The 24,198-nt window shown below is 44.0% G+C and carries 23 protein-coding genes, 1 pseudogene and 1 riboswitch; of the genes and pseudogenes, 21 read left to right on the top strand and 3 right to left on the bottom strand.

Annotation, left to right across the window (positions count from 1 at the left end):
- Nucleotides 1-117 precede the first annotated feature (117 nt).
- Complete coding sequence (locus tag NST34_RS22635; RefSeq protein ID WP_076299556.1) at nt 118-549, top strand: peptidylprolyl isomerase; 432 nt, start codon at nt 118-120, stop codon at nt 547-549.
- Between the two features lie 57 nt (nt 550-606).
- Here NST34_RS22635 and NST34_RS22630 read toward each other — a convergent pair whose 3' ends face one another.
- The gene (locus tag NST34_RS22630; protein ID WP_076299557.1) at nt 607-1,365 is read right to left on the bottom strand and encodes a YwaF family protein; all 759 of its coding nucleotides are present in this window, start codon (nt 1,363-1,365) and stop codon (nt 607-609) included.
- A 280-nt stretch (nt 1,366-1,645) separates the two neighbouring features.
- Here NST34_RS22630 and NST34_RS22625 point away from each other — a divergent pair, with 280 nt between their 5' ends.
- On the top strand, nt 1,646-5,089 hold the full coding sequence (locus NST34_RS22625; protein WP_341128807.1) for a collagen binding domain-containing protein: 3,444 nt from the start codon (nt 1,646-1,648) through the stop codon (nt 5,087-5,089).
- An 81-nt stretch (nt 5,090-5,170) separates the two neighbouring features.
- Here NST34_RS22625 and NST34_RS22620 read toward each other — a convergent pair whose 3' ends face one another.
- Entirely contained in the window at nt 5,171-6,274 is a 1,104-nt protein-coding gene (locus tag NST34_RS22620; RefSeq protein ID WP_341128806.1) for a sensor histidine kinase, read from the bottom strand.
- A gap of 38 nt (nt 6,275-6,312) precedes the next feature.
- A pseudogene (locus NST34_RS22615) lies at nt 6,313-6,396 on the bottom strand (DNA-binding response regulator); the annotation flags it as partial.
- 358 nt (nt 6,397-6,754) lie between these two features.
- On the opposite strand from NST34_RS22615, the gene mscL reads away from it, so the two are divergent.
- The 19 genes from mscL (at nt 6,755) to NST34_RS22520 (ending at nt 24,089) form a co-directional block, all read left to right on the top strand.
- Nucleotides 6,755-7,159, top strand: a complete 405-nt coding sequence (gene mscL, locus NST34_RS22610; protein ID WP_076299560.1) for a large-conductance mechanosensitive channel protein MscL — start codon at nt 6,755-6,757, stop codon at nt 7,157-7,159.
- Between the two features lie 248 nt (nt 7,160-7,407).
- A riboswitch (FMN riboswitch) is annotated at nt 7,408-7,583 on the top strand.
- A 216-nt stretch (nt 7,584-7,799) separates the two neighbouring features.
- Nucleotides 7,800-8,900, top strand: coding sequence for a bifunctional diaminohydroxyphosphoribosylaminopyrimidine deaminase/5-amino-6-(5-phosphoribosylamino)uracil reductase RibD (ribD, locus tag NST34_RS22605; protein WP_149646792.1), 1,101 nt, complete (start codon nt 7,800-7,802; stop codon nt 8,898-8,900).
- 101 nt (nt 8,901-9,001) lie between these two features.
- Nucleotides 9,002-9,670 (top strand): riboflavin synthase, encoded by a 669-nt coding sequence (gene ribE, locus NST34_RS22600; protein WP_042190280.1) that lies wholly within the window; start codon nt 9,002-9,004, stop codon nt 9,668-9,670.
- 62 nt (nt 9,671-9,732) lie between these two features.
- Nucleotides 9,733-10,986, top strand: a complete 1,254-nt coding sequence (locus NST34_RS22595) for a bifunctional 3,4-dihydroxy-2-butanone-4-phosphate synthase/GTP cyclohydrolase II (protein WP_341128805.1) — start codon at nt 9,733-9,735, stop codon at nt 10,984-10,986.
- A gap of 36 nt (nt 10,987-11,022) precedes the next feature.
- Nucleotides 11,023-11,490 carry a 6,7-dimethyl-8-ribityllumazine synthase gene (gene ribH / locus NST34_RS22590; RefSeq protein ID WP_042194286.1) on the top strand — a complete coding sequence of 156 codons (468 nt, stop codon included), beginning with the start codon at nt 11,023-11,025 and terminating at the stop codon, nt 11,488-11,490.
- Between the two features lie 135 nt (nt 11,491-11,625).
- A complete protein-coding gene (locus tag NST34_RS22585; protein ID WP_042190275.1) occupies nt 11,626-12,417 on the top strand; it encodes a segregation and condensation protein A in 792 nt (263 codons plus the stop codon).
- The gene (gene scpB / locus NST34_RS22580) at nt 12,386-12,988 is read left to right on the top strand and encodes an SMC-Scp complex subunit ScpB (protein ID WP_042190273.1); all 603 of its coding nucleotides are present in this window, start codon (nt 12,386-12,388) and stop codon (nt 12,986-12,988) included. Before NST34_RS22585 ends, scpB begins: the two co-directional genes overlap by 32 nt.
- Before the next feature lie 186 nt (nt 12,989-13,174).
- Entirely contained in the window at nt 13,175-13,888 is a 714-nt protein-coding gene (locus NST34_RS22575) for a DUF2953 domain-containing protein (RefSeq protein ID WP_076284544.1), read from the top strand.
- An 83-nt stretch (nt 13,889-13,971) separates the two neighbouring features.
- The gene (gene ytfJ / locus NST34_RS22570) at nt 13,972-14,475 is read left to right on the top strand and encodes a GerW family sporulation protein (RefSeq protein ID WP_076284545.1); all 504 of its coding nucleotides are present in this window, start codon (nt 13,972-13,974) and stop codon (nt 14,473-14,475) included.
- 166 nt (nt 14,476-14,641) lie between these two features.
- Nucleotides 14,642-15,841 (top strand): D-alanyl-D-alanine carboxypeptidase family protein, encoded by a 1,200-nt coding sequence (locus NST34_RS22565; protein WP_149646798.1) that lies wholly within the window; start codon nt 14,642-14,644, stop codon nt 15,839-15,841.
- 35 nt (nt 15,842-15,876) lie between these two features.
- Nucleotides 15,877-16,542 carry a nucleoside recognition domain-containing protein gene (locus NST34_RS22560; protein ID WP_076284546.1) on the top strand — a complete coding sequence of 222 codons (666 nt, stop codon included), beginning with the start codon at nt 15,877-15,879 and terminating at the stop codon, nt 16,540-16,542.
- 52 nt (nt 16,543-16,594) lie between these two features.
- On the top strand, nt 16,595-17,083 hold the full coding sequence (locus tag NST34_RS22555; protein WP_042190265.1) for a spore maturation protein: 489 nt from the start codon (nt 16,595-16,597) through the stop codon (nt 17,081-17,083).
- Between the two features lie 66 nt (nt 17,084-17,149).
- Complete coding sequence (locus NST34_RS22550; protein ID WP_341128804.1) at nt 17,150-17,494, top strand: peptidoglycan recognition protein family protein; 345 nt, start codon at nt 17,150-17,152, stop codon at nt 17,492-17,494.
- Between the two features lie 20 nt (nt 17,495-17,514).
- On the top strand, nt 17,515-18,273 hold the full coding sequence (locus tag NST34_RS22545; RefSeq protein ID WP_036676166.1) for a pseudouridine synthase: 759 nt from the start codon (nt 17,515-17,517) through the stop codon (nt 18,271-18,273).
- A 120-nt stretch (nt 18,274-18,393) separates the two neighbouring features.
- Nucleotides 18,394-18,915 carry a redoxin domain-containing protein gene (locus NST34_RS22540; RefSeq protein WP_042190261.1) on the top strand — a complete coding sequence of 174 codons (522 nt, stop codon included), beginning with the start codon at nt 18,394-18,396 and terminating at the stop codon, nt 18,913-18,915.
- Nucleotides 18,915-20,600 carry a cytochrome c biogenesis protein ResB gene (resB, locus tag NST34_RS22535; RefSeq protein WP_341128803.1) on the top strand — a complete coding sequence of 562 codons (1,686 nt, stop codon included), beginning with the start codon at nt 18,915-18,917 and terminating at the stop codon, nt 20,598-20,600. Before NST34_RS22540 ends, resB begins: the two co-directional genes overlap by 1 nt.
- Nucleotides 20,597-21,859: a cytochrome c biogenesis protein CcsA gene (gene ccsA / locus NST34_RS22530; protein WP_042190256.1), complete on the top strand. Its 1,263-nt coding sequence runs from the start codon at nt 20,597-20,599 to the stop codon at nt 21,857-21,859. The genes resB and ccsA overlap by 4 nt, the downstream gene beginning before the upstream one ends.
- Before the next feature lie 76 nt (nt 21,860-21,935).
- On the top strand, nt 21,936-22,652 hold the full coding sequence (locus NST34_RS22525) for a response regulator transcription factor (protein ID WP_036676174.1): 717 nt from the start codon (nt 21,936-21,938) through the stop codon (nt 22,650-22,652).
- On the top strand, nt 22,653-24,089 hold the full coding sequence (locus tag NST34_RS22520) for an ATP-binding protein (protein WP_076284549.1): 1,437 nt from the start codon (nt 22,653-22,655) through the stop codon (nt 24,087-24,089).
- Nucleotides 24,090-24,198: the final 109 nt, after the last annotated feature.

The following is a 24,198-nucleotide window of genomic DNA, read 5'->3' as shown; positions in this document are numbered from 1 at the left end:
GGTAAGGCATAAAGAGCAAGCAGGAATTACTCCTGCTTGCTTTGCTTTGTGCGTAGTTTCATAGTAATATAATTGAGGTATTCTAAATTTGTTAATTTTGAAAGGGGTCATTTACATATGGCAAAGCAAGCGAAAATTACTCTTGAAAATGGCGGCGTAGTGCTGATTGACTTGTTCGATCAAGATGCACCAAACACTGTAGCTAACTTTGAAAAGCTAGCAAAAGATGGTTTCTACAATGGATTGACATTCCACCGTGTTATCCCTGGTTTCGTAGCTCAAGGCGGATGTCCTAACGGAACTGGATCTGGTGGTCCAGGATACACAATCAACTGCGAAATCAACCCAAACAAGCACGAGCGCGGAACACTTGCTATGGCACATGCGGGTAAGAACACAGGCGGAAGCCAGTTCTACATCTGCTATGCACCGCAACCACACTTGGATGGAGTTCACACTGTATTCGGTAAAGTAGTTGAAGGTATGGATCTTGTTGATACTTTCAAAGGACGCGACAAAATGACTTCGATAGAAATCATCGAAGCTTAAGAATTCTTAATTTAAAAAGGCTAGTCTCCGGATTATCGGAGGCTGGCCTTTTCTTATTTAATAGGGAATCCGGCTTATTCGTTTACGTCTCGATTTACGCTGCTCTGGCACCCAGAAGAATACCAAATACATGAGCAGAAACACAATGAAGGCAAACAACTCTTCAACAAGCAGGTAATAAGGATAAGGCCCGAAATAATCCAATACAGAATAAGTGCTGGGCTTATGAGATAAGAACATGTAGTTAGATCCTAGGATGTAATTGGCGATCCACACACAAGCGGCCACAATGTTTAGTCCAAGCATGGTGAACAGGAGAGATTTCCAAGTGGGCTTATAGCCCTCAATCCAGGTCATATAAAGAGAAGCGAGAACAATACCACCATGTGCTATAAAGAACAGTAGAAATCGGAAATGAGGGAATGGATAGACCAGATTCGGTGTGAGTAAAGCAATGAATGCTCCACCAATCCCAGCAAAATACAGAAAGGAATATAGTGCTCGGCTGCGAGTGATCAGCATGATAACGGATAGTAGTAAAGTAATTCCGCATAGTTCGAGCGGGAGTGAGCTACTGGATTGCCATACGCCTTGAGAGAGGTACCATATTTGAAGTCCTGTTTCTGAGAACAAAAGAATAATAATCAGCAGCAAGCGCACACTTTGCCGAAGTCTCACATCAGTCCGAATCTCGAATCTTAAACTGTAAAACAGTATACAGACCAATGTAATGATAGACAGAGCAATCCAATGTGAAGGGGAGAACATAATGAAATCCTCCGTACGCTGTCGATCAAAATAAGATGAAAGATGCATGAACCAACCTCCTTCGTACCTAAAAAGCACTTCAAAAAACAACTTTGTAAATTTTTGATATTTTCTGTTTCTGAACATCCATAAAATGGTTATATATGTATGCATTCTGTCAGCTAACCCACAAAAGGATGGCTTTTCATTATTTTAACATAAGATGGGGCAATGGGCGCGGAATTACATAAGAAGCATTCGAGCATGAGGAATGGCAGAGATTACGCTTCAAGAGGGGATACAAACATAGAAAAATCAAATTGGAAAAGGAATTGGAGGCTTTAGGATAATGTTAAAGAAAAGAATAAGTGTGATGATCGTTGTTCTGATGCTTGTAGCGCAATATGCCTATGGCATCGGGTTCACTCCACAAGTACAAGCAGCGGCAATCGATCAAGAGCGGAATATCATCACCAGTGTCTCAATGGCTGTATATGGTGAAGACGGGCAGACGGTTACGGATAGCGTCTATGAGCAAGAAGCTAATGTAACATTAGATTATACGTGGTCTCTTCCTAAAGCTCATCCGTACAAGCAAGGTGACACCTTTACCTTTCAGCTTCCAGAGCAGTTTCAGCTTTTTAATGATATTAGCGGCTTGTTGGTCTCAGAGGATGGAGATGTAGGAACTTTTACAGTTGAGCAGTTATCACACCAAGTAACAATGACCTTTAACGACTACATAGAAACGCATGATGACGTGCAAGGAACGCTTCGGATCAATACTAAGTTTGATAAACAAAAAATCTCAGGAAGTACTGTTCAGCAGATTTTATTTCCGGTGAGCGGTGGTGTTCAGACGGTTACTGTGAATTTTAAACCGAATGTAGGATCGACCATTGAGAAGAGGGGGATTCCTCAGGGGTTTAATGCAGACCATATTCTATGGTCTGTTGACGTAAATAAATCATTAAAAACTGTTGGAAATGCAGTCGTAACGGACCCTATACCAACAGGTTTGTCACTTAGCACTCCGGTTACTGTGAGTGTGTATCAACTGAGTATCCAGTTGGACGGTTCGGTAACACAAGGCGCACTACTCGATACCAGTAAATATTCTACAGAGTTCACTGGAGGATCGTTAAATGTTCATTTCACTGATCCTGCGATTTCGAGTGCTTACCGTATTGAATACTCCACAGCTATTACTGATGAGCATCGGCTAAGCTTCACGAATACAGCGACTTTTACAGGAGATGGGCAAGTTCCTGCAAGTTCTTCTGCTACTGTTCAAGTAGAACGAGGAGGAAGTTTGAACAAGTACTCTAGCGGATATGACTGGAGCAATCAAATCATTTCCTGGGCAATCGAATATAACTATAATAAAAAAACGATTCCGCAAGGAAATGCTGTACTAAAGGATTTGTTTAATGATTCTCAAGCGTTAGTAGCCAATTCTATAAAAGTATACACGGTGCAACTGGATTCAGCGGGTACAGCAACGTTGAGTAATCTTTTGACCAAGGATATTGATTACACTGTAGTTGCAGCTTCAGACGTGAATAAGTCAGGGTTCACCTTACAATTTAAACAAGATGTAACATCTCCTTATCGAATCGAATATAAGACCAAAGCTGTAAAGCGTGTGTTTGAAGATACCATAATCACTAATACAGTTACGGACAGTACCTATACTGGAGAAGCTACACGCTTAATACGGTCAGCCATTTTGTATAAGAACTTATCAGGCGTAGATTATCAGAATAAAACGGTTGGATGGAAAGTCACATTAAACAGTGATAACTATCCAATGGGTCAGGTTGAAGTTACGGAGTCATTCCCGTTTGGCGGACTGAAGTTTATTCCGGAATCACTCGTAATTAGAAATTCTAATGGGAATGTATTGAATCCTTCCAAATATAGTTTGGTTTACAATGCTCCTGTTCAGGCTAATAAAGGATTCAAGGTTGTCTTTAATTCGCAGATTACTGGTCTTTATACGATTAGCTATACAACGGAATTTAATAAGGATTGGATTTGGTCTAATACTGAAAATTTCAATAACAAGGTTAGGATGGACTGGTTAGACACGTCCGAAATTCCTCGCACAACAGAAGCAGAAGGGCTATTTATTCCAAGAACTGAAGCGAAAAGCAATGGTTTGAAGTTTGGTTCTTATAATGCTTCAACTAAAGAATTAGCTTGGACATTAGGGGTCAATTATAATAGCAAAACGGTTGCAGAGCCAAAAGTCGTGGATATTTTGAAATCGGGTCAAACCCTGGTTCCTGGATCGCTGAAAGTATACACCATGAATGTTGCTAAGAATGGAGACCCAACGAAAGGTGTCGAGGTAAACAGTAGCAAATACACTTACGGTGTTAATGGTAATAATGAGCTGAAGCTCTCTTTTACAGATGCTATTCAATCCGCTTATTATATAGAATTTCATACAAGTCTTGAAGGCAAAGTCATTGGCACTTCTATTGATAATAAAGCCAATCTCTATGATGGGGCAAAAAAGGTATCCAAGGATTTGAACGCTACCGTAAAGATTCCTTATGGAGACGAATATCTCTTGAAAAATGGTGTTCAGAATGGCGAAAAAATCGATTGGAGCATTCAAATTAATCGTAGTCAGTCTACTGTGAAGAATGCGTTAATCAACGATACTCCTAGCGCTAATCAGATTCTGCTGCAGGATTCATTCCATCTGTATCCTACAATCGTAGCTGAAAATGGGGATGTAACAAAAAGCGGACCTGAATTGATTCAGGGTATCGATTACAGCTTAGAAATAAAAACAGATGTAGACGGCAAGCAGTCGTTTGATTTAAGCTTCGCCAAGGAGATTAGTAAACCTTATATTCTCGACTATCAATCCCTGATTATGGCGAATACAGGAGACAAAATTATTAATACTGTTCGTTTCAGTGGATTTAATGTTATCGAAATAAGCAAAGATTCTTCTAAAGAAATTATCGTCGGTGTGTCGAGTGGATCAGGATCAGGTAGCGGGGTTAGAGGTTCCTTGATGATCAAGAAGCTGGATGCAGAGGACAACTTGAAGACGCTGGCAAATGCAACTTTTGCACTCTATCGTCTTAACGGCTCAGACCGGGTATTTATTAATAGCTTAACCACAGATTCCGCTGGTACAGCAACATTCAATAAATTATGGTTGGGTAACTACGTATTGATTGAGACGACAGCTCCTAGTGGCTATGTACTTGATCCTAAAGAGCATCCAGTGTCCATTCATTCTTCATCAACGAATCAACTCGTATTTACGAATCAAAAAGCAGTTGAGCCTACACCTACTGCAACGCCAGAACCAACTATAGTCCCAACCGCAACACCATCAGCTTCATCGGAACCGACGGCTACTCCGTCAACAGAGCCGACATCAGGACCTACGTCTACACCAATCTCAGGAACCCCAGGAGGTCCGTTGACACCTACACCTACGAGTTCGCTGGTGCCAGGAGTAATCATCAATGATCCGGCAGTACCTGCTGGCCCTGGGAATACGAGCGATCTGGAATCCGCGACATCAGAAGAAGTAGGAACTCCTGATTTAGTTATTACAGATGAAAATGTTCCTTTGGGTGAAGTCGACATTGTTGATGAGGAAGTTCCGAAAGGTACAGTCAACAACAGCACTTCAAGTGCCCCTCAGCTTCCAAAGACGGGAGAAAGTAGCCCTGCGCCGCTCTACATGACAGGTATTGGATTAATAGCCATAGGCTATATTCTAAACCGTGTGTTTAGACGTGGAGGAAACTTAAAGTAAGTGAATAAGTATGATTTGAAATTGAACTGAAAGAAGCACCCGGCGTGATTAAAGTCGGGTGCTTTTGTTTGTGTTCAGAACCTATTCACTCGCAGGGAAGGAAGTCTCGAATTCGGTTTGTTTACGTGAGCTTTTGGCTGAAATCGTTCCACCGTGGAGCTCTGTGATGCTCTTGGCAATCGCGAGTCCTAAGCCGCTTCCGCCAGTCTCTCTGGAAAGTGACTTATCTACACGATAAAATCGCTTGAATAAGTGGGGGAAATCCGTGGCAGGGATCGGGTTACCGTAATTCGTGCATGTAGCAATCACTCTGCCGTCTTTTCTATAAACGGAAATATCTAGAATCTTACCTTCTTTACCGTATCTAACCGCATTGGTAAATAGGTTCTCATATAATCGTACTAACTCGTCCGCATCACCATGGATAATCAAAGGGCCCATATCCGTATGAATACGGCAGGTCATACCCGCTTGCTCCAATACGGGAGCGAATTCCTCGACAAGCTTTTCGAGCAGCTTGCCGAGATCTACAGGCTCCATATTAAGGGGAAGCCCGTTGCTGCTAACACGTGTATATTCAAATAAATCGTCGATTAGCTTTTTAAGAGTCAGGGACTTCTCATAGGCGATATTCACATAATAACGCAGCTCAACCTCGTTCTTATAACGATCCTTCTCCACATATTCCAGGAATCCCAGTACAGAAATTAGAGGGGTTCGAAGATCATGGGATACACCAGTGATTAGGTCGTTTTTGGCTTTCGCTGCTGCTCGTTCTTCATCTATAGCGGATTTTAGCTTGCCCGCCATGAGGTTCATATTTTCCGCGAGTTTACCGAGTTCATCCGTTCCTGTTACTGGTATCTTGAAAGATAAATTGCCGTCAGCAATCGCTTGAACCCCGCTTGAAATGTTATGAAGATGGCTTGTTGTATTTCTGGATAGCTTCAGGATGAAAAAAATAAATAAAGGAACCCCAATAAGAATCACTATAGGAGTAGAACCGATGTTATTGGTCACCCAGCGGATGAGTTTAACGCCCCAGAAGGAATGAGAAGGATTGAGCCATAGCAAAAGGGATGTCCCATAATAGCCGACCAATAAAATTGCTGCTGTAAGAGCTAGACTCGTTAGGCTAAAGCCAACTATTTTCCAAGATAAGGTATCGAATCTTTTAAAGTTCATCTAGAAGAACCTCCTTTTTCCAGTTTGTAGCCAACGCCCTATACCGTCTTTAAATACTGTGATTTTCTTGAATTAGCTTCAATTTTTTCTCTGATTTTTCGAATGTGTACGATGAGTGTATTACTGAGTCCAGTGATTTTATCTAGTTCCTGACCCTTGGCAGATCGGGAATTTTTGTGTTTCCCGAATTTTTATACAGGCCTCTATACCGTCCGTACTACAAGAAGTATACAATATTCTCGATTGAAATCCTTATTTGAAGGCTGGCGAGGATCGATGGGAAACAGTTTGTTTAGCTCTTTGAAAAACTTAAGGCTATTATAAAACCGTCCACATACCAAAGATGAAACAGGCGAACTTCCCAATGGCGGCATGTAAAAGTAAAAAGTAAACTTAATAGTTTCTTAACAAGCCTTAAGATTTGGGAAGCGGCTATGCTATAATAATTTCAAATTCAATAGGTTGGAGGAGAATTGGAAGATGTGGAAAGAGTTTAAAGCTTTTGCCCTGAAAGGAAATGTACTAGATTTAGCCATTGCTGTCGTTATCGGAGCAGCTTTTGGTAAGATTGTGACTTCATTAGTATCTGACATCATTATGCCAATTGTTGGCTTAATAACAGGTGGTATAGATCTGAAGGATCGGGCTCTAAGTGTTATGGTTATGCATAATGAACTGCTTATCCCTTATGGGCAATTTTTGCAGGCGGTAGTTGATTTCTTTATTATTTCCTTCTCAATCTTTATGGTGATTAAACTGGCTAATAAATTCCAGCGCAAAGAAGCCGTTAAAGTTGAAGTGGTGGAGACGCCAGCACCCGCAGAAGATATCGTGTTGCTAACGGAAATTCGTGATTTGTTGAAACAACAAGAACGCGGATTGTAATTGGGAAAAGAAAAAGCGCCTGGAGATACAGTCCAGGCGCTTTTTCTTTTGTTATGTAAATGTATGGAATGGGTTTTAACTGTACATTTGCAGGCTATGTATAACCATGTCGTTTCTTCTAGTAATCACCATACCTCTCAGAATTAAGTTACAAATTTTAAGTAAATATATAAAACGCACTTGCATTTCGAAGGTGTAAGTGATAATTTTGTTAGTAAGGAAAAGTTGAACCTCAATTAAATAAAGGATCAATCCTTCAGGGCAGGGTGTAATTCCCTACCGGCGGTGATGTTGTTGTAGAGTGCTTATTTATTAAGTTTATCTACCACACTTAGTCCGCTACCCGGCTCGCGTTGTTGACGCGAACGGTGGACCCGGTGAAATTCCGGGACCGACAGTATAGTCTGGATGGAAGAAGGAGAGGTTAACCGCTTGTCTGTAATAGACAGGTGGACTGCAGTGTTTTCATTTATTATGTGCGATATTTCACAATTGCCGTCGTTTGACGGTTATTTACGCACACTTTTATTTGGACTGCCGATAAACTCTCGCATAACCCATCTTTACTCCTCCTGGAGAATGAGATGGGTTTTTCTGTTTTTACGCATCAGATAGACAGTAAGTGGATAGGGGGAACGAGATGGATAATATGAATGACGAGTTTTATATGTCGTTAGCGCTGGATATGGCAGAACGGGCCCAAGGACAGACGGGAATTAACCCTGTTGTTGGCTGTGTTGTTGTAAAGAATGGAGCGATGATTGGACTTGGAACTCATTTGCAGCGCGGAACAGGTCATGCTGAGGTTCATGCCTTGAATATGGCGGCTGGCCAAGCACAGGGCAGCACTGCCTACGTAACACTGGAACCATGCAGTCACTATGGCAAGACTCCGCCCTGCAGCCAAAGGCTGATCGACGAGGGAGTAGCCAGAGTGGTAGTCGCTTGTGAAGACCCTAACCCTCAGGTTGCCGGTCGCGGCGTTCAAATGCTGCGTGAGCATGGCATTGAAGTAGAAGTAGGATTGCTGCGTGAACGTGCGCTGCGGTTGAATGAGCGTTTTATCAAGTATATTTTGACAAAACAGCCTTTTGTTACGCTCAAGAGCGCCAGCACGCTGGATGGTAACCTAGCTACCAAATCTGGTGACAGTAAATGGATTTCAAATGGTGAAGCGCGGGAGATCGTACATACGCTGCGGCATCGGCATCAGGGAATAATGGTCGGTGTGAACACAGTGATTGCAGATAATCCTTCACTAACTACAAGAACGGAAGTGCCGGGTATTCATCCGATACGGATTGTGATTGATTCTGGACTACGTATTCCTTTGGATTCAACAGTTGTAAGTGACGGTCTAGCGCCTACTATCATCGTGACAACTGAAGCCGCAGATGATGAAAAGAAAGCAGCACTTCTTCAAGCAGGTGTGCAAATCATTGTTAGTGGAGCAGGACCACGGGTGGATTTGAAGGCTGCTATGGTAACACTCGGTGAAATGGAAATCGGATCAATTTTACTTGAAGGCGGAGGCACGCTAAATGGTGCGATGCTGGAGAGTGGGCTAGTTGACCGAGTGATTCTCTTTTTCGCTCCAAAGATTGTTGGCGGTGGTGCTGAAGCGAAAGGGACGTTCGTATTTCCTGGTATAGAGCTAATGAAGGATGCGATTTCTCTGGAGGGATTGGAAGTAAAAGTGCTCGGAGATAATGTATGTATCAGCGGTACTCCGGTACGCTAAAGTGAATGATCACAAAACTTAATCGTGTGCTTCCGGAGCAAGTTTTGTTCGGAGAGATAGCGGAGAAGTGTTACTCACACAAAACTCCTAGGAGGGAAAGCATGTTCACTGGATTAGTCGAAGAAGTTGGCACTCTGAGAAGTGTCTCTACCGGTGGAGAAATGATGGTGCTGAACATTGCCGCTTCCGTCATCATGGATGATTTGAAGATTGGTGATAGCGTATCGGTTAATGGCGTCTGTCTTACAGCGACAGCTTTAGGCGAGAACTATTTTACAGTGGATGTCATGCCTCAGACCTATCGAAACAGTAATCTGAAGGAGCTACGTCCTGGCAGTCGGATGAATCTGGAGCGAGCAATGGCAGCCGGTGGTCGATTTGGAGGTCATATTGTTCAGGGACATGTAGATGGCACTGCTGTCATCAAAAGCGTAAAACGTGATCAAAATGCAGTAGTCTATGAGATTGCGCCGGATCGTAAATCGCTGTTTAAATATATCATCCCTAAAGGTTCGATCACGATTGATGGCATTAGCTTAACAGTAGTAAAAACGACGGCTTCATCGCTTACTGTATCCATTATTCCGCATACGTTAGGGGAAACTGTGCTAACTTATAAGCGGGCAGGAGATAGTGTGAATATTGAGTGTGATGTCCTGGGCAAATATGTAGATCATCTTCTTCATTATGGCTCAGCTGCACAGGATGAAGAAAGTGATAGCAGCTCCGGGATTAGTCGTGATTTCTTGGCGGCAAACGGATTTGTTTAAATAATGAGTAAGCTTACGAAGAAGGGAATAATCCTTCGTAAAGCTATTAGGAGGATAGGATCATGAGCGAACAATCGAAGAAGGATAGTGTCTTGGATCCGATTGAAGAAGCGATATATGATTTAATGCGCGGCAAAGTCATCATCGTAGTGGATGATGAAGATCGTGAGAATGAAGGGGATTTTATAGCTCTTGCTGAACGGGCGACACCAGAAGTCATCAATTTTATGATCACTGAGGGGCGTGGATTGGTCTGCATGCCAATTACCGCTGAGCGTGCGGAAGAGCTTGAACTACAGGCTATGGTCAGTCACAATACAGATAATCACGGCACAGCCTTTACTGTATCGGTTGACCATATAGATACAACTACTGGTATATCAGCAGGGGAAAGATCCTTGACTGTAAAGGCCATGATTGGCCCTAAAGCGAAGCCGTCTGATTTCCGTAGACCTGGCCATATGTTCCCGCTGATTGCGAAAAAAGGCGGTGTACTGCGCCGTTCCGGACATACAGAGGCTGCTGTTGATTTAGCCCGTATGTGTGGTGCATATCCAGCCAGTGTGATTTGTGAAATCATCAAAGAAGATGGCTCGATGGCCCGGTTGCCTGATCTGGTTGAGATTGCTAAGAAGCATGATCTTAAGTTGATCAGCATCAAAGACCTCATTCACTATCGGAACGAGAAGGAACAGCTCGTCAATCGCGAGGTGTCTGTACGTCTGCCTACCGATTTCGGTGAGTTTCAGACCATTGCCTATACAAATGAAGTGGATGATAAAGAACATGTAGCATTGGTGAAGGGCGATATTTCCGGTGATGAGCCAGTGTTAGTACGAGTACATTCCGAATGCTTGACGGGTGACGTATTCCACTCCCATCGCTGCGATTGTGGTCCCCAGTTTGAAGCAGCGCTTCGGCAGATCGAAGCTGCTGGTAGAGGCGTATTGCTCTATATGCGTCAAGAAGGCAGGGGCATTGGTCTTATTAATAAGCTTAAAGCCTACAAGCTTCAAGAAGAAGGACTCGATACTGTAGATGCCAATCTAAAGCTTGGTTTTCCAGCAGATTTGCGTGATTACGGGATTGGAGCACAAATTCTGAAGGATCTAGGTATAAGTCAAATTCGTCTCTTAACGAACAATCCTCGAAAGATCAAAGGGTTGGAAGGTTATGGATTGGAAGTTGTTGAGCGAGTGCCAATTCAAATGCCGGAGAATAAGGATAATACTAATTATCTCCATACGAAGCAGGCGAAACTTGGGCATTTGCTGTCTTTTGACGACATTGAACAAAATGAGGATTCGAAAGTATAATCACACACAATAAAAAACGAAGGGTAGATGAATGATATGCCGAAATATTTAGAAGGACATTTAGTTTCCGAGGGGTTAAAATACGGAGTCGTAGTAGGACGTTTTAATGAATTTATTACTAGTAAGCTTTTGTCAGGTGCACTTGATGCATTTAAACGCCATGGTGCTAACGATGATGAAGTAGATGTTGCTTGGGTTCCAGGCGTGTTTGAAATTCCGTTAATCGCTCAAAAAATGGCGGAAAGCGGTAAATACGACGCTGTAATCACTTTAGGAACTGTTATCCGTGGCTCTACAACGCACTATGATTATGTATGTAATGAAGTTGCAAAAGGGGTAGCTGCGATCAATCTTAAAACCGGCGTGCCGACGATTTTTGGCGTAGTAACTACTGAGAATATTGAACAGGCCATTGAGCGTTCAGGAACCAAAGCAGGGAATAAAGGCTGGGATGCTGCGACTGCTGCGATTGAAATGGCGAATCTTAACAAACTGTTTAAGTAAGACAGCTATTGACGAATCAGTCGAATTCGTGCTTATTTATAGTATAAGAAGAAAGCATGGATTATAGAGCCCTTTCTACTTGTGTAGCGTCCTTTAGGGCGCTGCACTTTACTTTTTTTGGCGGGAGGATGCTTCGTGACTGTATTGTACAAGCTGGAAACGTTTGAAGGTCCGCTGGATCTGCTTTTGCATTTAATTGATAAGGCGGAAATCGACATCCAGGACATTCCGGTCGCCGAGATCACCGAACAGTATATGGAATACCTGCGAAGTATGCAGGAGCTTGAACTGGATATTACGAGTGAATTTCTCGTGATGGCCGCAACCCTATTATCTATAAAGAGCAAGCTATTGCTGCCCAAACCACCGGTCATTGAGATCGATGATTTTGAATATTACGAAGAAGATGAATTTGATCCACGAGCTGAACTCGTTCAGCGACTGATTGAGTATCGTAAATTCAAGAGTATTGCTGTTCATTTAATGGATATGGAGAGCGAGCGGAGCTTGATTTTTACGAAGGAGCCGGAGGATCTGGGTCCATACGTGCCTGAAGAGATAGACCATACGCTAAAAGGACTACATACTTCCGACCTTATAGCTGCTTTCCGTAAGGCACTTAGTAAGGCGGCAAGAAGGTCATCTTACCAGCGGATCACCCGGGACGAAATATCGGTAAAAGATCGTATACGTGATGTATCGGATGCGCTGCAGCGCAGAGGAAAAGGCGGAAGGCTCCATTTCTCAGCACTGCTTCACGATGAAATGGCGCGACACGAAATCGTAGTTACTTTTCTTGCGATTCTGGAACTGATGAAAATGAAGGCGATTTTTTGCTATCAAGAGAAATTGTTTGAGGACATCGTAATGGAGTGGAGAGGAGGAGAACACTTCAATGGATTACAAAACGCTGAAATCGATTATTGAGGGCCTGTTGTTTCTATCAGGTGATGAAGGGATCTCCGTACGGCAAGTCGCCGAGATTACGGAGCAGCGGCCAGAGCTTGCGGCTGGAGCATTAGAAGAACTAAAAGAGGATTATGTAACACAGGAGCGGGGATTGCAGGTAGTCCAAATTGCCGGGAATTATCGGTTGGCTACATTACCTGAGCATGCCCATTATTTTGAACGCTTGGCTTATTCCCCATCCAGATCAACCTTGTCTCAGGCCGCATTAGAGACATTGGCGATCGTGGCCTATCGTCAGCCCATTACACGGGTGGAGATCGAAGAGATTCGAGGCGTGAAATCCGAACGTGCTATTCATACGCTGAATAACAAGGATTTGATCCATGAGGTAGGTCGTGCGGAGGCCGTAGGGCGTCCAATCTTATATGGGACGACTAAATCATTCTTGGAGAGCTTTGGCCTAGCAAGTCTGAATGAGCTGCCAGAACCATCTAACTTCGAATCCACTGATAATTTGGAAGAGGAGACACAGCTATTGTTCAATAAGCTGGATACTCAAATGACGTTCGAGGATATAGAGCAACCTTAGTTTTTTTTGTTATTCCGCAATGATTTGTATTGCTGGGACTGCCCATAAACCATTCATAATGGTTTATGGGCAGTCCCTATTTTTTTGTAGAGCCACATTTTTTAGCCAAACCCCGAATTTTTTCCAGATTAAATTGCCATACTAAACCAAAGGTTCCCATTATTAAGGTTTCTTGGAGGTAAATACGTGACGTTATGGCTTGGAATACCCCTCGGATTGCTGGTACTGGCAATGATCCTGGTTCTGTCTTCATCTATCGATTTCCGCATCCGGTGCTATAAACATGACAAAAATGATCTGATCGAGTTAGATGTTAAGACACTTTTTGGTCTGATCAAACTGCACTATGAACTGCCTCGATTGGTCTTTAAGGGATTGGAGCAAGGCGTGCTTGGAAAGTTTAAAGAGACGGGTACCGCGACTACAGGTGTTGACACTGTAAAGGAAGAACAATTCGATAAAGAAAGAATTGAGCGCTGGCGGGACAATGTACAGCTAGCAGTGAAATCCACACGTGGATTGAAGAAGTGGTTCAAGGAAACTGTATCACATGTCAAAATATCAAAGCTCGACTGGTCCACAGACTTCTCACTAGGTGATGCGGCAGACACTGCCATAGTATCAGGAGCCGTCTGGGGATTGAAATGGAGCATCGTTGGATTTATTTCGCAGAGGGTCAAATTGAAACACAATCCACGAGTGTTTGTGAAGCCTGTTTTTCAAGATGAGCATTCTTTTTCAATGGAGTTCGTATGTGAGGGTAAATTGTCCGTTTCCTATGCCGTATACGCATCATTGCAGCTTATTCTTCGTGTCTTGAGGGAGGCGGGGGGAATCAGTAAGTGGAGAAAAATACTAAAACGGATGCGTAGGGAGTCTCATGGGCAAAGTTTAGAATGAAAGTTACATACAAATGCGTGGATGTGGGGATGATAAGCGCTGTAGAAGCAAGAGAAATCGTACTCAATTAAGGAGGAAACAATATGAGCGACCATCCTATTCAGGGTCTAATGCAAACAGCGATGGAAAATATCAAGGGCATGGTAGATGTTAATACGATTGTTGGAGATCCAGTACAAACACCTGACGGTAGTATTATTCTGCCGATTAGTAAGGTGGCCTTTGGGTTTGCTGCAGGGGGTAGTGATTATCGAGTAGAGGATTCTATAAGTGGATCAAGCTCCCAAGGCGGTGTCAAAATGCTTCCTTTTGGTGGCGGTAGTGGGGGCGGTGTCTCCATCAGACCGATCGCTTTTCTAGTGGTTGGTAAGGATGGGGTAAACATTGTGCCACTCGACAATCAAACGCATTTGTTCGAAAAAATTATCGATGCCACGCCTGGGCTCATCGACAAAATCCAGACCATGTTCCAAAGCAGCAGTTCTTCAGGTCAAGCTGGGTCAACTGCTACACAAGCACCACAAGCACAAGCACCACAAGCACCTGCTAAACCCGATCCAAGTACATCCCAATCTTCAACACATTAGGTACACATAATTCAACAAATAGCCTCGGGGATATCGCCTTACATCAGGCGGTGTCCCTTTTTGTGTGGAGAGGACATACCCTAAGGCTCGCCCGCATACACTTGTACAACATAAGCATGAAATGAATGATTTTACTTAAGAACCGATAAGAATCCGGAGGATAAATATGAAGACAATAACCCGTAAATTTCCAATCGCCTTATTACTGAGCATTTTGCTGCTGTTTCTGACACCGCTAACTTTGATTCATGCGGAGAACAGCTCCATATCTACGCATGCAAGGGCAGCGGCGCTGATTGATGTGGAATCCGGGCGTATTTTGTATAGCAGTCGAGGAGATGAGCCGATGCTTATTGCCAGCCTGACTAAAATAATGACCGCCCTCGTCGCAATTGAGAATGGTGATTTAGCATCCAAAGTCAAAGTTGGTAAAAATGCTTTCGCCAAAGAAGGCTCCTCAATTTATTTACAGCAAGGTGAAGAGATGACGCTGGAAAATATGTTGTATGGTCTAATGCTGCGCTCTGGGAATGATGCGGCAACAGCGATCGCTGAACATATCGGCGGTTCTGAAGAAGGGTTTGTATACCTGATGAACAATAAGGCCGAAGAGCTCGGATTAAAAAATACTCATTTTGCTAATCCGCATGGTCTAGATGCAGAAGGCCATTATTCGAGTGCTAACGACTTAGCTGTGCTGACGGCGTATGCTCTTCATAATCCTGTATTTAAACAAATTGTGAAGACACAGGAGAAAACTGCGGACAATCCAAATGAGAAATGGGATTACAAGTGGAGAAACAAGAATAAAATGCTGTACTTATATGAGGGCGCAGATGGTGTGAAGACAGGATATACCAAAAAAGCGCTACGCTGCCTTGTCAGCTCAGCGACCAGAAACGGCCAGCAGCTTGTCGCAGTGACCATAAATGATGGGGATGACTGGAATGATCATGCCTCACTGCTAAACTTCGGGTTTAATCATTATCCACTAAAAACAATGATCGAACGCGGGGACCCCGTGAGCGGTTATGACTTCGTGACAGCCAAAAAATTTGCCTATCCGCTCGGACAAGGCGAGCAGGATAGAGTGACCACTAAACTTGTCTTGAATCAGATCCCTGCGGCGTCAGTCAAAGCTGCAAGATCAAACTTTGGATTGCAAGGGGTTCTCGTTCTAGATCTAGGTGGCAAGGAGATAGGCCGGGTTCCAGTATATACACGAGAGTCCTTACCTCCTGAGGAATCCGCTTATACTAAAAAATATAGTACAACGCAAGCACACACTTATCCTGCTGATAATTGGTTTCAGGCTATAGGGAGTGCACTGAAGGCGTTATTTAAATTGGGCGAAAGTTCCAAGTAAGCAGATAGCTGAATAATGAAGAGGGAGGCGTATCCATGATTAACGGGATCTGGCTAGGAATGATCATCATCGGTTTTCTGTTCGCCGCCGTTAACGGCAGAATGGATGAATTTACAGCCGCCGTATTCGACGGAGCCAAGAGTGGAGTTACAGTAAGTTTCGGCTTAATAAGTGTGCTTGTATTCTGGCTAGGAATCATGCGGATCGCAGAGGATGCTGGTTTGCTTAAAAAAATAGCCAAGATTCTTGGACCAATCGTAGCCTTCCTCTTTCCAGATGTGCCGAAGGGCCATCCTGCAATCGGATATATTCTCTCCAACATGAGCGCTAATTTGCTTGGACTTGGCAATGCGGCTACACCTATGGGGATCAAGGCGATGCAGGAGCTGCAGAAGCTCAACCCGGATAAAGAAACGGCCACACCAGCCATGTGTACCTTACTGGCGCTTAACACAGCAAGTATTACGCTAATTCCCGCGACACTAATTGCGATCCGATTGAATTACAATTCGGCAGATCCTGCGGGAATAGTAGGCACAACCCTCGCCGCAACGGCTGTGGCGACTCTTGCGGCTATAGTTGCTGACCGGTTTTTCCGAAGGATGACATTGCTGCGCAAACCTCCAAAGCCGCCGTCAGCAAAGTCTGGTTCTGCTCCATTGGCCAAGACGTCGCTGCCTAATTCTTCATTGAAAGGGTGAACATGACTTGTACCAGTTAATCAGTCTCCTATCGGCATGGGCGATTCCGGTCATGATTACGTTCATCCCGCTCTATGCTTTTACGCGTAAAGTCCCGGTGTATGAGTCATTTGTTGAAGGGGCCAAGGATGGATTTGGAACGGCAATCGCGATTATTCCTCATCTTGTGGGAATGCTTGTGGCGATCAGCGTCTTTCGCGCATCGGGCGCACTCGACTTCCTAATGGGATTCATATCTCCTGCTCTGCGGGGACTTGGCGTACCTCCAGAAGTACTGCCGCTCGGCCTTCTGCGGCCCCTTACTGGGACAGGCTCGCTTGCTTATACCACGGATCTGATTCGCGTTCATGGTCCGGATTCTCTAATCGGCATGATTGCCTCCACCATACAAGGCAGCACGGACACAACGCTCTATGTATTAACGGTTTATTTTGGAGCCGTTGGTGTGCGTAACGGACGTTATGCACTTAAGGTAGGTCTATTCTCCGATGTTGTTGGCTTCGTCGCCGCGATCGCGGTCTGCCTCCTGCTTTTTGGGTAGGAGGCGTCACCCCCTTTCCTTCCTCGACATATGCTATTGCAGCAATGTGGAGGGAGGCAATCCGCTATGAACTACAAAGGTTTTATTCTGCATCAGTCTCGCTGTACTTCCATTAATGGCAAAGGCTTTGATTTCTGGGTTGGTGTGGACGGAGCCATTTATGCAGCACCACTGCTGACCGATCCGGAGTATATTCACATTTGCTTGGAAGGTGATTTCAGCTGGGAAGATGGCATTCCTCCATTATCTGGAAGGAAGGAACAGCTATTTGCCACAGGTAAACTCATTTTAGAACTGGTAGAGCGCTACCAAATCTCCCCTTTAATCATCGAACCCCACAATAATTACTGCCCAGGCGCATTTTTTCCATGGAATGAACTTGTGATTTATCCCTCTGATGGTTATCATTAATCTGAGGTGACTAGTCGAAAATGGAAAGATTACAGAAAATTTTGGCGCAGGCAGGTGTGGCGTCCAGACGTAAGTGTGAAGAAATGATTTTGGCCGGTAAAGTGGAAGTCAACGGGGAACTCGTAACTACGCTTGGCACGAAGGTGGACCCCGCAACAGATATTATTAAAGTCTCCGGTAGACTGATCCGGGGCGAGAACAAAATCTATATTATGTTCAACAAACCTAAAGGAGTCATTACAAGTGCTTCCGATCCAAAGGGTCGCAAGGTTGTAACAGACTACCTTAAAGGAATTACAGAACGGGTTTACCCTGTAGGCCGTCTGGATTATGATACGGAAGGACTGCTGCTGTTAACGAATGATGGAGATTTCGCTAACTTGCTTACCCATCCTAAGCATCATGTACCCAAGACGTATCACGCTACGGTCAAGGGTATTCCGCACGGTACTGCACTGGACAAGCTAAAGGCTGGGATCAAGCTGGAAGATGGTATGACAGCGCCTGCCGAAGTAGAGTACAAAGATATTGATGAAGCGAATAAAGAAGCAGTAATCAGCATTACGATTCACGAGGGACGTAACCGTCAGGTACGACGCATGTTTGATGCGATTTCACACCCCGTTCTCCGTCTGAAGCGGATTTCATTCGGGGATATTATGCTGCAAAATCTTAAACGTGGATCCTACCGTCATTTGACTAAAGATGAAATTAACCATCTGCAGCAAATTGCCAAAGCAGGATTACTCAAAGAAAGAACTCCACGTAAAGAGTCATAAAGACACACAATATTCACAATTAAACCCCCTAATACTGTGACGAAATTCGCTATAATGTTCATAGGATGTTCACACCTTACAACATAAGTATGAGTTGCGTCACAGAAGGGGGCTTTACATGTGGGTAAAGCGAGAAAACCAATTCAAATCGTAATTCTGTTTCTAATCGTTCTAGTAGGTGGTTATGCAATTGGTTCCTCTGTATTTGGTGGAAGCGGAAAACCAGAGGAAGGTAGTAAAGCGCCTGCCATTGATTTGCTGGGTCTTGATGGACTTGGGCATACGTTAGACGAGTATAAGGGGAAGGCTATTGTGCTGAATTTCTGGGGCTCATGGTGCACGCCATGTGTAAAAGAAATGCCGGCTCTCCAAGCACAATGGGAAAAATGGAAGGACAAAGATGTAGTCGTTATTGGAATCAACGTAGGTGAAGATCAGATGACTGTCGAGAATTTTGTGAAGCAAGTCAATATTGATTTTCCGATTTTGATGGACACGGGACGAGACGCTGTACGAAGTTATGGTATTTCTCCACTCCCCACTACTTTTTTTATTAATGCAAAGGGTAAAATTGACAGCATTCATATTGGTCAGCTTGATTTAGATTCACTAGATGATCAAATTGGGAAGCTGGTGGATTGATGAGTGAACGCGAGGCTTTTATAACCAATACCAAATGTGAATGTGGCCATCAGAACCCTGTAGGCACTGTTCTATGTGAAGCATGCGGAAAGCCGCTTGGCAAAGAATCGGACTGGGGCGAGAATCTGGAAATGCGTTATGATGGTGTAGCCCGTCGTTCGCAGCGTGTTAATCCAAGCATTATTGATCGAGTTTGGAACTTTTTTTCATCTGTCAAAATAGCGATATATCTAATCGTTTTGACACTGTTAGGCTCTATGCTGGGAACCATTTTCCCTCAGGAGAGTACTTTCCTTAATATTGATGCATCGAGTTATTATAAGCAGGAGTACGGAACTGCTGGGGACATCTACTATAAGCTTGGACTTTCACATACATACGAATCCTGGTGGTTTGTGACTCTACTCGTAATGATTGGTGCTTCATTAGTCATTTGTAGTTTGGACAGAGTACTTCCGCTATATAAGGCATTAACTAGGCAGAAGATTCGGAAACATCGTCAGTTCTTAACTCGGCAAAAGGCTGTGCTAGTTACTGAAGTGCAAGAAGAACCAGAAGCTTGGGTTGCTCGGGTGGTTCAGCCTATGCGTAAAAAGGGCTACCGAGTCAAGACGGATGGAGGAGCTCTGCTGGCAGAGAAACACCGCTTCAGCCGCTGGGGGCCTTACGTAATACATATTGGTTTGATTATTTTTTTACTTGCTGTACTGGCAAGAGGATTGCCGGGTCTCAACATGGATCAGCATCTTGCTTTCCCGCAAGGGGAAATTACACAGATTCCGGATACTACCTATTATTTAAAAAACGAGAAATTCACCGTAGAGTTCTACACCGATGAAGAGATGCCTGAGGAGTTTCGAGGCAAAAAAATCCTTCCAAAATTATTCCAAACTAAAGCAGTGCTTTATAAATGTACCGCGGATTGCGCAGATCCTACTAAGGAACCGCAGCTTACCGAGGTGACAACGCATAATATCCAAGTAAACTCACCTTTGGATTATAAAGGATTGAAAGCGTATCAGTTTGATTATGATCTAACACCTGTACTGCGTTCTGTACAGCCTGTGCTTAAAAATTCCGCCACTGGGGAGTCGTACGGTAAATTCAAACTGGATATGAAGAATCCGCAGCGTACGATTACAGCGGGACCCTATACGATGACTTTAAAAGAGAAGTATATGGATTTTGGACTGAATGAGGATGGTCAGCCGATATCTAAGTCGCCTTATCCGAATGCACCAGCATTCTTATTCTTGATTCAAGGACCGAATTTGCCAGCGGAAGGGCAGCAGTACTTCTATTTTCCTAAGCAGGTAGATAAGTCTCAGTTTCAGCAGGTGGCTATTAACGATAAGCTTGGTGGCAGCAATAGATTTCTTGAGCTTGAAGTGGACAACATGAGCGATGTTGATTTTTCGGAATCGACTACATACTTGAATATACGTATTGATCGTGCAATGCCTTTTGTATGGTTAGGTGCAGCAATCGTGATGCTGGGTTTAATCCTTGGATTTTACTGGCAGCATAGACGCATCTGGCTTACCGTTGTAAACGGAGAGCTAATACTCGGAGGACATACGAACAAGAATTGGTTCGGCTTCCGTCGTGAGATCGTTTCTATTTTAGAAAAAGTAGATATGGTAGTCGATGAAAAATCAATAGATAATGGAGGAGGCCTTACATGAGCTTGCTCGATATCAGCAGTGCCGTCTTTATTGCCGCATTCTTATTATACAGCGGGTCGTTTATGTTATTCACTATCGCTATCATGGGTCGCAAGTGGTCGGGCCGCAAGCCAGAGGAACATACTGCTCGATGGGGTAAAATAGCTTTTATTGTTTCTTCTATAGGTCTTATCTTTCATCTTATTTATTTCTTTACACGTTGGTTTGGTGCAGGACATATTCCGGTCAGCAATATGTATGAGTTCATGACTTTCTTATCCATGATGGTTATGGTAGCCTTTACAGTGATGTACGCGATCTATCGCAAAGTTATTCTCGGTCTGTTTGCAGTTCCAATTAGCATTATTGTGATGGCGTACGCAGCTGTATTTCCACAGGAGGTTCAGCCGTTAATTCCATCCCTGCAATCGAACTATCTCAAGATTCACGTAACACTGGCAGCACTAGGTGAATCCTTTTTCGCGGTAGGTTTTGCGGCAGGGCTGATGTATCTGCTACGGACTGTTAATTTTTCCAGTAAAGAGAAGGCGGATCGTAAGCAACAGAGACTGATTGAATTTACTCTCTTTTCAATCATTGTTATAATTGGGTTTCTGGGTTCAGTTTTTGCTTTCCGCGGAGCAGGTTATGAGACTGTTTTTGTTCGTCCCAACGTTACGATTGACAGCGCAGGGCAGGAAAATAGTACAATAGAGAAAGTGAGTTATCGAATGCCGCCGATTGTGGCTCCTCACAATAGCGAAATTGAAAGCTTCCAGTCGTTTCTTGGCATGAAAGAACCTCTCTTTGAAGCTCCTTCATGGATGAATGGTGTGAATGCTGGCCGGAAGTTTAATACTGTAATCTGGTCGATTCTTTCCGGATTACTCCTTTACGGAATTCTTCGCTTGATCGTACGCAAGCCACTAGGCGCAGCGATTCACCCGGTTATGGAGGGGATTGATGAAGGCGATCTAGATGAGATAACGTATAGGGCGATAGCCATTGGCTTTCCTATTTTCACATTAGGCGCTTTGATTTTTGCAATGATATGGGCGCAAATAGCCTGGGGAAGATTCTGGGGATGGGACCCCAAAGAAGTCTGGGCACTCGTTACTTGGCTTTTCTATAGTGCTTATCTTCATTTACGATTGGCTCGTGGATGGCAAGGGCGAAAATCTGCCTGGCTTGCCGTTCTAGGCTTTTTGGTCGTAATGTTTACCTTAGTTGGCGTTAATCTAGTCATCGCCGGACTTCATTCTTATGCGGGGACGGACTGAGCATAGTTTACCTGCTAACACAGCACAATGGATTTAAGGTTACGTTCTACTGTATTGATGAAGGGGTTGTTGTGAAATGGCAGATCATTTAAACAGAATTCTGGTAGTGGATGATGAGGAACGCATTCGCCGCCTGCTAAAGATGTATCTTGAAAAAGAAGGTTATGAAATCGACGAAGCTGAAGATGGCGAAATCGCTCTTCGCAAAGCAACAGCAAATGACTACGGTCTAATTTTGCTGGATGTTATGCTGCCTGGCATTGATGGAATGGAAGTGCTGACCCGACTCAGAGGGGTCAAATCGACACCTGTCTTAATGCTTACAGCTAAAGGCGAAGAGATTAATCGTGTACAGGGCTTTGAAATGGGCGCGGATGATTATGTCGTGAAGCCATTTAGTCCTCGCGAAGTGATTTATCGCGTGAAGGCCATTATGCGCCGTTCTTCAGCAACAGCATTTTTGTCCAAAGAGAGCAACTCCAGTAATAACATTGTATTCACTCATCTTATTATTGAGCATGACGCACACCGAGTAACTGCTGGCGGTGAAGAAGTGAGTCTGACACCGAAAGAATACGAACTGCTGCATTATTTGGCGATTTCACCGGATAAAGTGTTCTCTCGTGAAGAACTCCTTAAAGATGTTTGGAATTATGAGTTTTTCGGAGATTTGCGTACAGTCGATACCCATGTTAAGCGTCTTCGTGAAAAACTGAATAAAGTATCACCGGAATCCGCGGCGATGATTACAACTGTATGGGGTGTAGGCTACAAACTTGAGGTACCTAAATAAGTGAACTTCTGGAGAAGTCTTGTCGGCAAGCTGTGGGTCACGATCATCTGCCTGGTCGCTGTCGTGCTTATTACACTCGGGTTGTTTCTACTTCCCTATATCGACAGCAACTTTGCTAATTCCGGCGATATCAAACGTTTATTTATGTATACGTGCATGATCGGATTTTCTTTGACGACATTCTTCGCGTTGTTCTTGTTTACCAAGATCACTCAACCGATGCAACGTGTCATCGAGGCTGCAAACAACATTCGACGTGGTGAATACGGAACAAGGCTGACGCTGGTCACAAGTGACGAGATTGGCCAATTGGCGACTTCCTTCAACCATATGGCTGAGGAGTTGGAAGAGAATATTCGCAGTCTGCACCATGAGAAGGGCCATTTATCCAGTGTATTACGCAGCATGAGTGATGCTGTAATCACCTTTGACATCGAAGGCCAGATTATTCTGACCAATCCGCATGGTCAATCGCTACTTGAGAGCTGGAGCGATTTAGAGTGGGAACAAGAGAGTGACATTGAACCTCATACGGAAACGGCTGAGAGTAATGTTCCACCTCCCCTGCGTCCTTTATTTTTGAGCACGTTGAAACAAGGCGGCGATGAGCGTTCTAATGTACATGTCCGGCAGGGCGTGTGGTCCGTCCATATGGCACCTTTATATTCTGAGGGGAGCATTCGTGGAGTGGTTGCTGTTCTGCGTGATGTGACTGAAGAAGTGCGACTCGAAAAAATGCGCCGTGACTTCGTGGCAAACGTCTCTCATGAGATTCGGACGCCATTATCGATGATGCAAGGTTATAGTGAGGCTTTACTTGACGGCATGGCTTCTTCACCAGAGGAAAGCAGTGAACTGATTCAGGTCATTCATGATGAATCGCTCCGTATGGGACGTCTTGTAAAGGATCTGCTCGACCTTGCGCGAATGGAAGCTGGACATACGGATATGCTGAAGGCAGAAGTAGATGTGAACGAACTGCTGGAACGAGTGTATCGTAAATTTTCCGTACGTGCGAAAGAGCGTGATATTCATCTGCAGCTAAATAAAGAGAGCGATGTCCTTGTTCTTAAGGCAGCGGATGAAGATAAGCTTGAGCAGGTCTTAACCAATTTGCTCGATAATGCTTTTCGTCATACGCAGGGTGGCAAGAAGATCACAGTTCATACAGGAACTTGTGTCTTAGAAGGGCGTCGCTATTTTGAAATTAAAATTCAGGATGAAGGCGTCGGCATTCCGCAGGAAGATCTGCCTTATATATTTGATCGTTTCTACAAAGCCGATAAGGCACGTGTACGGGGAGAATCAGGTGGAACGGGACTCGGGCTTGCGATTGTTAAAAATATTGTTGAATCGCATCACGGAACCATTTCAGCTTCCAGTAAGTTGGGCGAAAGTACAACCTTTACCCTAAGACTTCCTGTCGAAAAACAGTAATTCCAAACACAATGTGTGATAGCGCCTCTGACAGCAGAGGTGCTTTTTGTTGAAACAAACACATTAATCTTGTTCATCGTGGAACATATCTCATTGTTTATGCTTGGGA

Origin of the sequence: Paenibacillus sp. FSL H7-0714 (genome assembly GCF_038003765.1) — a bacterium.
In the GTDB taxonomy this organism is placed as follows: Bacteria; Bacillota; Bacilli; order Paenibacillales; family Paenibacillaceae; genus Paenibacillus_AQ.
The sequence above is the reverse complement of the archived record's forward strand: the minus strand, read 5'-3'. Positions and strand labels throughout refer to the sequence as shown.